Genomic DNA, 11,683 nt, shown 5'->3' with positions numbered 1-11,683 from the left:
TCATGAGAGAAATCTCTTCAAGAGGATATAAGTGAAGTGGCTGGGGTGGAAGGATTCGAACCTTCGCATGCCGGAATCAAAATCCGGTGCCTTAACCAGCTTGGCGACACCCCAATATCGATAAAGATTGCTATTATAAAGACATTTAATTAACTTGTAAAGTCATCCTCTCACAAAAGTCTTATCCCCTACCTTTTTGTTGCATACACACCACAAGATAGACTATTTTTCTTTTATATGAGGACGATGAGATTGACACAAGACCACCTTATCAACCCCTGCATCCAATTGAAGACAAAAATCATCCATCGCTTTTTTTGCCTGTCCGATATCGTCAAACACCAAAAATAAGGCCGAACCTGACCCCGTCAATCTTAAAGAAGACCCTGTTGAGAAATAAGCTTTTTCCATCCATTCATTCAAAGCAGGACAGTGTTTTAAAGCCACTTCTTCTAACATATTTTCACCAAATAACGACACCACTGATCGATGACTTTGGTAGTGATTTAAACGTTTAACGATTTCTTCATGCGTGTATTTTCTTGCGTTTTTCGGCAAAGCGGGATCGTTAAAAATCGTCGCAGTCGCTATATGAGCATGAGGACAGACAATCATATAACACCATTCTGACGGCAAAGAGATGGGCGTAATTTTCTCTCCAATTCCCTCCACAATAGCAGGACTATCTTGCAAAAAGAAAGGTACATCGGCTCCCAACTTAATGGCCAATTCATGCAAAACTTCATCACTCGCGTCTAACGCCCACAGCTGAGACAAACCACGCAAAACCGTTGCAGCATTACTGGATCCGCCACCTAACCCTGCCCCCATCGGAATATTTTTAGTGATCGAAATATCGACTCCCAAGCTAACATCATAATAAGCTTGTAGCGATTTAGCCGCTTTAACCATTAAGTCACTTTCCGCATCAAAAGGCAAATCCGTGACTCTTCTAATTTTGCCATCGCTTGTTTTTTTCAAATGAATCGTATCGCTTAAACCCACTGGCACAAAAACACTTTGTAGTTCGTGATAGCCATTAGGAAGCTGACCATTAATATGCAAAAACAAATTCAATTTAGCAGGAGAAGTTAAGCTTATCGTTTCCATATTACTTTGTGACCACAATCGTTAATTTAACTCGACGACCATTTAAATCATCTGAAGACACCACAAGTTTTTTAATCGCTTGTTTTTGGTTATATTCTAGTGTATCAACTTTCCAAGGCTCGCTTAAATGAATCGTTTCCCCATAAAACAGCGGACGAATTTGATCTAATGGTAATAATTGACCAAAGTAATATTGGCTAAATTCATCCCAACTTGAGAAAACCTTATCATCGCCTAAAGCAGATTGGACGCTGATTTTATGGCCATCATCTATAATCTTAGCAACCGTAATACCTAATGTATTCGTAAATATCAGCTCCTGCGTGCGACGATCGAAATCACGCCACATAAAATTAAACGTATCAGCTGAACGTTTTTTAGGCAATAACTGACTTACCACAACCGCAATGCGTCCTTCTTTAACCAGCGAGGGAGTTTCTTCAGCCTTTTTAAGACTTGAACAAGCCGTTAGAAACAAAACCAGTAATAGCAAAGGCCATTTTATGATCTTATTGATCATTCATTTTCTCCATCTTATTCATATCAGAACGCAAAAATGAAAATCGTGAATCCGCACTTAATTCTTTGTACAAAGGCATCGCGACATTAGGTTCTTGGCGAGCCAAGGTTTTAAGTAGCGTTTGGATAAAATAAGGATTTTCCAAAATACGTTCATTTTGTTTTAAAACTTCCAGTGCTTTAGCTTTTTCACCAAACTTAAACAAATATAACAATTGGGTTCCCACAAAGATTGGATTATTTTGTTCGGATAATAATGCCGTTTGATTTGATAACCATCCCTTGTCTAAATTAACATCCAATACCAAGTTAATGGTCGCCAACATATTGTTCCACTCGGGATCAAAAGGGGCACGTTTTAATAAAATATCCAAACATTTCACTGCCTCATCCAACGCTTCATTTTCTTCATAAAGCTGTTTCACAAAGGCAAATAGCTCATCGTCATCCAACTCTTCAAGACTACTTTCAATATCTTTTACCGATAATGCTTCATGGCGTTTCAGATAAATTAAATACTCCAAGGCCAACACCTGCCCCGAATAGGTAAATGAAACATCCACATTTTCTTTGAGTGCGATTTCAAAATCGTCGTATTTACCCAAGCGATATAAATCATTCAAATACACGTAAGTAATTAAATGCGAGTAGTCAGGTTTAAGCTGATGATCAATAACATCCAAGGAATCTTCATAACGCCCTAATCCATAATAAGCCTCTGCCAGATACGAATTAAGCGTATCATTTAAATCGCTATTTTGACCATCATTTTGTTGCATCCTCAATTTAACCTGTTTAAGCAAATCATCATATTTTTTTAGGTTAGCTAAAATAGGCAATTCAATTAAAGGCAACCAAGTCTTACCAGGGTACCATTCATTTAACAAAGGCACGTAGGCCAATGAATGTTCTGGGAAACGAAGCATATAATGAATAAGCTCTTTGACAAAATAAGCATCATCCTTATGCGTACTAAGATAATTCATGGCAAAATCAATGGTTTCTTGAGGTTCAAAAACATCTAATTCAAGAATACTAAATGCAAAAACCCTATCTCCATCTGCCAATCGTTTAGCGGTCAGCATCGCTTTTTGGGCCGTTTCAAGATCATTAGCCAAATAAGCCAATCGTGCCAAATAAATCTGAACTTTTGTCTGATTAAATAAATCGTCTGTCAATATGCCTTTAAAAATCTCTAACAACTTGACATTATCGGAGATTGAAACATCTGGAACGTCCATGAGATCATAGTATTCATCAATCAATGCCAAGGGATCAGAGGAGGCTAATAATTCTTTTTTTAATCGTTCTATCGATACCTCTGTGTCTTGAGTCATCAACATAGCGAAATTTAATACTTTTTTAGCCTCTGGATTATTTGGAGCAAAATGCAACCATAATCTAGCAGATTCAAGCATTAAATTATAGTCTTGTTTACCTTGATAAATAATAGTGGCTTTTTCGGCGTATGCTGGGTCTTTAAGTCGTTTTGCTAATTCTAAAGCATACTCACCCATGAGTGTATAGTCATGTTTATCAACTGCTTGTTCAAAATTTACTTGTAAATCTCGATCACTCATCGCGATATTCGCGTAAGATAGATTTACAAAAAAGCCCGCAAGGACCAAGAAAGTCGCGATTTTATGTTTCATACGGTAAGTATAAAATATCTTTTTATTCATGAAAAGATTATATGCTAGAACAGGATGAAGTCGCCAGTATTGACTGCGACATCTAATGACCTATCATCATTTTTTATCCCACCACCCCGTCCATTCAATGATTTATCGCTATTTTAGGCCATCGTCAATTCGACAATAATTTACCAGGATTCATCAACCCTTTCGGATCCCATGCTTGTTTAATTTTTTTCATCAAATTCAATTCAACCGCAGACTTATATCTGGGCAAGTAATCTTTTTTCAAGGAACCGATACCATGCTCAGCAGAAATGCTTCCATTGTATTTTGCCACATTATCCCAAACTATTTTAAAAATTTGATCTTGATACTTCTCTACAAACTGTGGATCAGCTTTTGATGAAGGACCGACATTATAATGCAAATTACCATCGCCTAAATGGCCAAAAATAATATGTTTGCATCCAGGAAAAGCCTCTTGTAACAAGGCATTCGTTGTTTGAATAAAATCATCAATACCAGAGATTGGCAATGAAATATCGTTTTTAACCGCCTTCCCTAATGCTTTTTCTGCCAAAGGAATCGATTCTCTTAAATGCCATAGCCTACGAGACTGCTGTATCGATTGACTAATGACCGCATCACTAATTATGTCTTCTTCCATCGCTTGAGACAGCAAACGACTTAATTGTTCATAAGCATGTTCATCACCTTCAAAATCAGAATGTTCCAGCAATACAAACCATTCGGATTGACGTGATGACTCGTCCACAAAAGGATTTTTTTGTTCTGGAAACAAAGTCGTCACCGCATGAAGACAGGTCTGAGCGATCAGTTCAAACGCCGTCAAACCACTTGCTAGGCGGGCTTTGGCCAAATGTAATAACTCCAAAGCCTTAGCAGGAGTTGACACGCATACCATAGCCGTACGTTGACTTTTTGGCATAGGAAACAGCTTTAATGTCGCTGCGGTGACAATCCCCAAAGTCCCCTCACTACCTATCAATAAATTGTTTAAGCTGTAACCCGTATTATCTTTTCGCAGGCCTTTGAGCCCCTCATACAAGCTGCCATCTGGCATCACGGCTTCAAGTCCCAGTACTAAATCTCGCATGGTTCCATAACGCAACACCTGAGTTCCTCCTGCATTCGTGGCGATATTGCCACCAATCGTACAACTTCCCTCAGATGCTAAACTTAACGGAAATAACTTCGATACGGTTTTGGCTGCATCCTGTACATCTTTCAGTGTACAGCCCGCCTCAACTGTTATCGTTTCATTAATCACATCAATATCTACTATACGATTCATTCGTTGTGTGACGATCACTATAGACTGGCCACTTTGATCAGGAATCGAACCACCGCATAAGCCTGTATTACCACCTTGTGTCGTTATTGGAATGTTTTTTTCCTGACAATAATTTACAACTTGGATCAATTCTTGTTTATTCCCTGGCAAAACGACTGCTATCGCCCGTCCCGAGATTCTCCCCCTCCAATCAAGCAAATATTTTTCCATATTTGCTTCATCTAACACATAGGGTTGCCCCACTATTTGGATCAAATCTTTTCTTACTTGCATAAAAGACCTTTGTTATAATTCATCTCATCATATATTACCACTACTAAAGGATGAACCGTGATTGCTCAAGCTGTTTTCAAAGCATACGATATTCGTGGAATTGTGCTAGAACAATTAAACCCTGAATTTGCTTATTTATTAGGACGAGTCTTAGGTCAACAAGCTAAAGAACACCAATTAGCTGAAATTGTCATCGGACACGATAATCGTATCAGTAGCCCACAACTGGCTCAAGCATTAGCAAATGGCATTCACGACAGTGGCACTAATACGCTTATGTTGGGCGAAGTTCCTACACCTTTGGTTTATTTTGTCACGTATTCGCAGCACAAAGGAGCTTGTGTAGCCATCACAGGTAGCCACAATCCTACTGAATACAACGGTTTTAAAATGATGATGAACCACGTCACGTTACATGGTCAAGATATTCAGGCACTTCGAGACGCAATGCTAAAAGTAAAGACATCCGTGGTAGCTAGCACTAAAGGCACTAGTCGTTTTTACAATCCTTGCGAAGATTATATCCAACGCATTATCTCAGATGTCAACGTTAAACGTCCTTTAAAAATTGCGATCGACTGTGGTAACGCTGTATCGGGCAAGGTTGCTCCTGTTCTTTATCGTGCCATGGGTTGTGAAGTCGATGCCTTATTTTGTGAGTCAGACGGCACCTTTCCCAACCATCATCCAGACCCTGCCGATCCTAAAAACCTAGTCGATTTGATTCATCATGTGCAACATAGTGATGCTGAATTTGGCTTGGCCTTTGATGGAGATGGCGACCGTTTAGGCGTGGTCACTAAACATGGCGAAATTATTTGGCCCGATCGTCAGCTCATTCTTTTTGCTCAAGACCTTATCAAACGTCATCCCCAAGCCAAAATTATTTATGACGTAAAATGCACACGCCACCTTGCCTTAGCCGTTGAAAAACTAGGTGCTACCGCCATTATGTCTCAAACAGGACATTCTCTAATTAAGGCAAAATTAGCGGAAACTCAAGCAGAATTAGCGGGCGAGATGAGCGGACATATCTTTTTCAAAGAAAGATGGTATGGTTTTGATGATGGACTTTATGCTGGGGCCCGCTTATTAGAGATCCTATCCCAATACCCGCATCCTAGCGATGTTTTAGAAAGTCTTCCCAAAGATATTTCAACCCCCGAACTTAAAATTCAGTTAAATGAGGGTGAAGCGTTTCCCATTATTGAAGCATTACAACGTTATCCTAAATTCAATGCTGAGAAATGTATTTATATTGACGGTGTCAGAGCTGAGTACTCAGATGGTTTTGGTTTGGCACGTGCATCCAATACCACGCCCGTTATTGTCTTACGATTTGAGGCAGAAACCCCTCAAGCACTAGAAAGGATTCAACATATTTTTAGAGAGGCCCTTCAAGAAGTAGCCCCTCATATTAAACTTCCTTTTTAATCGTATCCAATAAATGACGCCAAAGCATTCTACTGCGATGTTCACTGTAACGATCGCAGACATCTTTGGCTCGTACTGACATGGCTTGACGGAGTTCTTCATTAACCATAAGTTCTGCCATTCGTTGGGCAATAACATCAGCTTCTGCTGGCACAATAAAACCATCAACGCCATGTCGAACGATTTCACTTGCTCCCATATCTGATTTCACCACAATGGATGGCAATCCAAAAGACATCGCATCTAACAGACTTCTTGATATTCCCTCATTCATCGCAGCCAATAAATAAATATCCGCGGATTCATACCACTGAACGATATTATCAGCCTCACCCACTAAAAACACGCGATCGTTTAACTCTAAAGATTGGATATGTGCTTGTAATCTTGTTTTTTCTGCCCCCTCTCCAACAATCACCAGTTCCCAATCTTTGATAATATCGCACACTTGCGAAAAAGCAGTTATCAACAAATCAAATCGTTTACTGGATTCTAATTTTCCCACGCATAATAAACGATGTTTTAATCTTTTTGTTGTATCTTTAATCTTATCGCCTTTTGGAAATTCCAATCGAATCGGTTCATTGATAAGACTGACGCGTATGTTTGGAAAATGTTCTTGATACCAATTTAATAAATAATTGTTAGGAACGATAAGTCGCACATATTTTTCGTAAAGTGCTGCTTTGGAGGCGGGTAATGTTAAATTTTCTTCATCAGCCCACGCAATTACCTGATACTTCGCTTCTGACAAGGTGTTCAGTACCTTTAAAGCCCCACTCATCACAACAATGACATCAGGTTTAATTTCCTGCATGGCTCGTTGAAGACGCTTCATGTCTGATAAAAAGAAATTTTTTAAATTCCTTTTGAGGATATATTTTTTAACACCTTCGGGGATTTTTATAGAAGACAATTTATTCTGAGATGGAGCAAAAACACATACTTCTGCCCCATGATCTGCTTGAATTAACTTAGAAGTCAACCATGATTTTTCGTCACTTTGGTTAGCATCTACATAATATACAATTTTCATTAATAACTCTTTATCAATTCAAGTAAAAATTTTTACTATTTTATAGTGTTTAAACGGATAGAACAAATCCGTCCCTGGCCAAGCAAAAAAAATCCCTGACTACAAAAGCAGTCAGGGAAAATATCCACCAAAGGAGGAGGGTGGAGGAGACAATCTCGTAGAAGAACTTATTTCTTCTGAACTAAGGGTATTATAATATTAGATTTCACTGCATTGCAAGATACTTCCATTTGCTTTTCTCAATCCACTCGTTTATTTTGAAAAATAACAACAAAAATATTGCAAAACATGAAACATATTATCGCTACCCACTTGATCTTATATGCGATATGCCAAAGTAGTCATCACTTTTGACATCAGCTTCATCGCTACTTTTACTGGTGCTGGAAGTTCCACTCCGCCATGAGCAATTGCTGTGTTAGCGTGATTAATTTCATCGTCTCGCATCTGGGTAACAATTTTGCGTGAGCGAATGTCTTGGGGCGGTAATGTTTCTAAATGATGATTCAAATGAGCTTCCACTTGACGCTCTGTCTCTGCCATAAAGCCCATGTTTCTAGCAGTACCCGTCACACTAGCCACCACGCCTAAAGCAAATGATCCCGCATACCAAAATGGATTCAATAAACTAGGACGACTGTTAAGCTCAGTGATGCGATCATAACACCATGCCAGATGATCTACCTCTTCTGAGGCCGCATGCATCAGTACATGATGAATCGTTGGATCTTTGCACACCAATGCTTGTCCTCTGTATAAGGCTTGGGCACATATTTCACCGACGTGATTAATACGCATGAGTCCTGCGGCATGACGTTGTTCCGCTGGCGTTAGTACTGGGTCATCTGCTTGTACTGGACCAGCTGGATTTGCCCTCGTCCCCCTTACCGATCCAGATAAAATTTCCATGGCTTTTGAGACTTCCACAAATAACTTATCTAGAGGAGTTAACGGTCTTTGTTGTGTGGTTTGCATCATATTCATCGTACAAAATTCCTTTAAACTTCCAAACAAATCCTGTTCATTGTACCCTAAAGAACTCGATTTCCCTAAAATTATACGTGTCTGTATAGGATTAAAGTTATATGCTTGTATAATTAATCCATCTTTCAATCATCTTTTACCTTTTCACACAGAATTTATATGATGAAATCACTTGTTAAATGGAACCATAAAGAATCAAAGGTATTTCACGCTACTTCAGGGTCAGGACATCCTATCACCATGGGCTTATCACCCGATCACGGTGGTCATAATGAAGGGGCAAGACCCATGGAGTTGTTGTTAATCGGTGCCGCAGGCTGTATGTCAGTCGATATCGTTAGTATTTTGGAAAAAGCACGTCAAGTATTAACAGACTGTGAAGTGGATATTCAAGCAGGACGTGCACCCACACCACCTCAAGTTTTTACCAAAATACATTTAATCATTACGGTCACTGGCGAGAATCTCAGCGAACAGCGAGTGACGCGTGCGATTGAATTAAGTTTAAGCAAATACTGTTCAGCCATGGCCATGTTATCCAAAACGGCCACCGTTAGTTACGAATATCAGATCAAAGGATAACCTTTTATGAATAACCAATACGAAACGTTCATGCAACACGTGCTTGAACAGGGTACCCACAAAAGCGATCGCACTGGCACAGGGACGCGTTCAGTTTTTGGCTACCAAATGCGTTTTAATCTACAAGATGGTTTTCCGCTTATCACCACCAAAAAACTACATACCAAAAGCATTTTTAATGAACTAATTTGGTTTTTAAACGGTGATTCCAATATCAAATGGTTGCACGAACACGGTGTGACGATTTGGGATGAATGGGCTGATGAAAATGGCGACCTAGGTCCTATTTATGGCGTACAGTGGCGTTCTTGGCCAACAGCAAATGGCGAACATATCGATCAAATCAGCCAATTAATCGACAACATTAAGCAGACCCCTGATTCGAGAAGATTAATCGTATCGGCATGGAACGTGGGCGAGATTCCTCATATGAAACTGCCTCCATGTCATGCACTCTTTCAGTTTTATGTTGCTGATAATCGACTCTCTTGTCAGCTATACCAACGTAGTGCAGACATTTTCTTGGGTGTGCCTTTCAATATTGCCAGCTATGCTTTATTAACTCATATGGTCGCTCAACAATGCGATTTAGAGGTGGGCGATTTTATTTGGACAGGCGGTGATTGCCATCTTTACGACAATCATATTGAACAAGCAAAATTACAATTAAGTCGTACCCCCTACCCTTACCCTCAACTACGCATAAAACGCAAGCCTAAAGATATTTTTAGTTATACCTATGAGGATTTTGAAATCGAAAACTACCAATCTCATCCTCATATCAAAGCAGCTGTTGCTGTATAAGGACCATTATGTCAAAGATTGCATGTATTGTTGCTTATGCCAAAAATCGAGTCATTGGAGTCAATAACCAACTGCCTTGGCAACTGAAAGCCGATTTACAATTTTTCAAACAAACCACCATGGGATGTCCAATCATCATGGGTAGAAAAACTTGGGACTCATTGGGTCGCCCCCTGCCAGGACGACGTAATATCGTCATCTCTCGCAACCCAAACTGGCAGGCAGACTCAGCTGAACACGCAAGTTCTTTGGCTGAGGCATTGACCATGACTCAAGACTGTCCTCAAGTGTTTATTATTGGGGGCGAACAGATTTTTAAACAAGCTTTGGATGTAGCGGACACCATCTATGCAACAGAAATCGACCTTACCCCTGATGGCGACGCTTTTTTCCCTCCTTTAAGTGATGAATGGAAAAAAGTATCCGAACAAGTTCAAGAACCTGAAAACAATATTCACTTTTCTTTTGTACGCTATGAAAAATCCTAATATCCGTATTGCCCCCAGTATTTTATCTGCTGATTTTGCCTGCTTAGGAAAAGAAGTCAGTGATGTGATCCAAGCCGGTGCTGATTGGATTCATTTTGATGTGATGGATAACCATTATGTGCCGAACTTAACGATTGGCCCCATGGTTTTAAAAGCCATTAGACCTTATACGAAAGCCCCAATCGACGTGCACCTTATGGTTGAACCTGTGGATAGTTTGATCCCAGAGTTTGCAAAAGCAGGAGCGGACTATATCACCTTTCATCCAGAAGCCAGCAAACATATCGATAGAACGTTACAACTGATTAAAGACCATGGTTGCAAGGCGGGTCTGGTATTTAACCCCGCTACACCATTAAGTTATATGGATTATGTAATGGACAAATTGGACATGGTTTTGCTGATGTCGGTAAACCCAGGGTTTGGGGGACAAAGTTTCATTCCTGCCACCCTAAACAAAATCAGACAAGCTCGTTCAAAAATCCAACAATGGACCGATCAAGGCGGACAAAATATTTTCCTAGAAGTTGATGGTGGCGTAAAAACCAGCAATATTCGCGATATCTATGAAGCAGGTGCGGATACTTTTGTAGCAGGTTCAGCGATTTTTAACGCCGATAATTATGAAGATGTCATTACTGAAATGCACCGTTTAACACAATGAAGAAAGCTGTATTTTTTGACCTAGATGGCACGTTAATCAATAGTGTCCCTGATGTTGCACTGGCTTGCCAAAAAATGTTGGCCGAGCTTCAACGCCCTATTTTGCCAGAATCAAGAATCCAAGCATTTTTGGGCAAAGGAGCTAGAACCCTAGTTGCCCGCTGTTTAAGCAACGATATTACACATTATGAAGTCGATAAAGACGTGCTTGAACCCGCACTACAGCTTTTTAGACAATACTATCGACAACACAATGGTGAAAAAGCCACTCTCTATCCATACACGCGAGAAACCTTGGATACCCTTTATTCCATGGGTGTGACCTTGGCACTCGTGACCAATAAGCCATCTGCTTTTACGCCAGACCTTTTAAAGAAATTTCAACTTGATCACTACTTTGACCTATTGGTTTGTGGTGATACCTGTGAGCATGAAAAACCGCATCCAGCCCCAATCTTATACGCATTAGAAACATTAAATCTTACTGCTTCAGAAGTCGTGTTTGTTGGGGATTCAGAAAATGACACGCTTGCCGCCCAAGCTGCACAGATGGATGTATTGTTATTGCCTTATGGCTACACAGAGGGCAAATCACTATCTGACTTGAATCCTACTGCATTTATCCAAGATTTAAGAGGTGTGATTGATTATATTGTGCAAAACTAAAAATTAGCTTGACCATTTTTATTTTATTCGCTAGTATAGAAATGTTTTTAATCGTTTTAGACTATAAAGAAATGAAACCGCAAACTCATCTTGCTCGTATTAATAGCGCTTATTACTGGCGTTGGTGCATGCTTGGGAATGCGGGTCTAGCTGTATAAGCAGTATAGTATTG

12 protein-coding genes and 1 tRNA gene are annotated in these 11,683 nt (G+C 39.8%); 6 read left to right on the top strand and 7 right to left on the bottom strand.

Annotated elements, in window-relative coordinates:
• Positions 1 to 37: 37 nt before the first annotated feature.
• The 5 genes from IX83_RS03240 to IX83_RS03220 form a co-directional block, all read right to left on the bottom strand.
• Positions 38 to 114, bottom strand: a tRNA-Gln gene (locus tag IX83_RS03240).
• Between the two features lie 108 nt (positions 115 to 222).
• On the bottom strand, positions 223 to 1,110 hold the full coding sequence (ispE, locus tag IX83_RS03235) for a 4-(cytidine 5'-diphospho)-2-C-methyl-D-erythritol kinase (protein WP_038499140.1): 888 nt from the start codon (positions 1,108 to 1,110) through the stop codon (positions 223 to 225).
• A 1-nt stretch (position 1,111) separates the two neighbouring features.
• Positions 1,112 to 1,630, bottom strand: a complete 519-nt coding sequence (locus tag IX83_RS03230) for a lipoprotein insertase outer membrane protein LolB (protein WP_038499137.1) — start codon at positions 1,628 to 1,630, stop codon at positions 1,112 to 1,114.
• Entirely contained in the window at positions 1,620 to 3,311 is a 1,692-nt protein-coding gene (locus IX83_RS03225; protein ID WP_143244782.1) for a hypothetical protein, read from the bottom strand. The genes IX83_RS03230 and IX83_RS03225 overlap by 11 nt, the downstream gene beginning before the upstream one ends.
• A 124-nt stretch (positions 3,312 to 3,435) precedes the next feature.
• Positions 3,436 to 4,854 carry an FAD-binding oxidoreductase gene (locus tag IX83_RS03220; protein ID WP_038499131.1) on the bottom strand — a complete coding sequence of 473 codons (1,419 nt, stop codon included), beginning with the start codon at positions 4,852 to 4,854 and terminating at the stop codon, positions 3,436 to 3,438.
• A 57-nt stretch (positions 4,855 to 4,911) separates the two neighbouring features.
• Between IX83_RS03220 and IX83_RS03215 the strand changes: the two genes are divergently transcribed.
• Complete coding sequence (locus IX83_RS03215; protein ID WP_038499128.1) at positions 4,912 to 6,288, top strand: phosphomannomutase/phosphoglucomutase; 1,377 nt, start codon at positions 4,912 to 4,914, stop codon at positions 6,286 to 6,288.
• Here the strand turns inward: IX83_RS03215 and IX83_RS08540 are convergent.
• Positions 6,272 to 7,324: a glycosyltransferase gene (locus IX83_RS08540; protein ID WP_051919205.1), complete on the bottom strand. Its 1,053-nt coding sequence runs from the start codon at positions 7,322 to 7,324 to the stop codon at positions 6,272 to 6,274. The genes IX83_RS03215 and IX83_RS08540 overlap by 17 nt on opposite strands.
• A 318-nt stretch (positions 7,325 to 7,642) precedes the next feature.
• Positions 7,643 to 8,308: a 2-polyprenyl-3-methyl-6-methoxy-1,4-benzoquinone monooxygenase gene (gene coq7 / locus IX83_RS03205; protein ID WP_051919202.1), complete on the bottom strand. Its 666-nt coding sequence runs from the start codon at positions 8,306 to 8,308 to the stop codon at positions 7,643 to 7,645.
• A 159-nt stretch (positions 8,309 to 8,467) separates the two neighbouring features.
• Between coq7 and IX83_RS08965 the strand changes: the two genes are divergently transcribed.
• From IX83_RS08965 to IX83_RS03180, 5 genes are read left to right on the top strand one after another with little or no spacing between them, the layout of a single operon-like run.
• A complete protein-coding gene (locus IX83_RS08965; protein WP_236620620.1) occupies positions 8,468 to 8,890 on the top strand; it encodes an OsmC family protein in 423 nt (140 codons plus the stop codon).
• Positions 8,891 to 8,896: 6 nt separating this feature from the next.
• Positions 8,897 to 9,694 (top strand): thymidylate synthase, encoded by a 798-nt coding sequence (locus IX83_RS03195; RefSeq protein ID WP_038499124.1) that lies wholly within the window; start codon positions 8,897 to 8,899, stop codon positions 9,692 to 9,694.
• Positions 9,695 to 9,702: 8 nt separating this feature from the next.
• On the top strand, positions 9,703 to 10,182 hold the full coding sequence (locus IX83_RS03190; protein WP_038499121.1) for a dihydrofolate reductase: 480 nt from the start codon (positions 9,703 to 9,705) through the stop codon (positions 10,180 to 10,182).
• Complete coding sequence (gene rpe / locus IX83_RS03185; RefSeq protein WP_038499117.1) at positions 10,169 to 10,846, top strand: ribulose-phosphate 3-epimerase; 678 nt, start codon at positions 10,169 to 10,171, stop codon at positions 10,844 to 10,846. Before IX83_RS03190 ends, rpe begins: the two co-directional genes overlap by 14 nt.
• On the top strand, positions 10,843 to 11,511 hold the full coding sequence (locus IX83_RS03180; protein WP_038499113.1) for a phosphoglycolate phosphatase: 669 nt from the start codon (positions 10,843 to 10,845) through the stop codon (positions 11,509 to 11,511). Before rpe ends, IX83_RS03180 begins: the two co-directional genes overlap by 4 nt.
• Positions 11,512 to 11,683 lie beyond the last annotated feature (172 nt).

It is taken from the genome of Basilea psittacipulmonis DSM 24701 (assembly GCF_000743945.1).
Classification (GTDB): Bacteria; Pseudomonadota; Gammaproteobacteria; order Burkholderiales; family Burkholderiaceae_B; genus Basilea; species Basilea psittacipulmonis.
The sequence above is the reverse complement of the archived record's forward strand: the minus strand, read 5'-3'. Positions and strand labels throughout refer to the sequence as shown.

Coding starts and splice junctions, on each gene's coding strand:
- IX83_RS03195 (WP_038499124.1), top strand. CDS start 8,897: ATGAATAACCAATACGAAACGTTCATGCAACACGTGCTTGAACAGGGT.
- rpe (WP_038499117.1), top strand. CDS start 10,169: ATGAAAAATCCTAATATCCGTATTGCCCCCAGTATTTTATCTGCTGAT.
- IX83_RS03225 (WP_143244782.1), bottom strand. CDS start 3,311: ATGAATAAAAAGATATTTTATACTTACCGTATGAAACATAAAATCGCG.
- coq7 (WP_051919202.1), bottom strand. CDS start 8,308: ATGAATATGATGCAAACCACACAACAAAGACCGTTAACTCCTCTAGAT.
- IX83_RS08965 (WP_236620620.1), top strand. CDS start 8,468: ATGATGAAATCACTTGTTAAATGGAACCATAAAGAATCAAAGGTATTT.
- IX83_RS03230 (WP_038499137.1), bottom strand. CDS start 1,630: ATGATCAATAAGATCATAAAATGGCCTTTGCTATTACTGGTTTTGTTT.
- IX83_RS03190 (WP_038499121.1), top strand. CDS start 9,703: ATGTCAAAGATTGCATGTATTGTTGCTTATGCCAAAAATCGAGTCATT.
- IX83_RS03220 (WP_038499131.1), bottom strand. CDS start 4,854: ATGCAAGTAAGAAAAGATTTGATCCAAATAGTGGGGCAACCCTATGTG.
- ispE (WP_038499140.1), bottom strand. CDS start 1,110: ATGGAAACGATAAGCTTAACTTCTCCTGCTAAATTGAATTTGTTTTTG.
- IX83_RS03180 (WP_038499113.1), top strand. CDS start 10,843: ATGAAGAAAGCTGTATTTTTTGACCTAGATGGCACGTTAATCAATAGT.
- IX83_RS08540 (WP_051919205.1), bottom strand. CDS start 7,324: ATGAAAATTGTATATTATGTAGATGCTAACCAAAGTGACGAAAAATCA.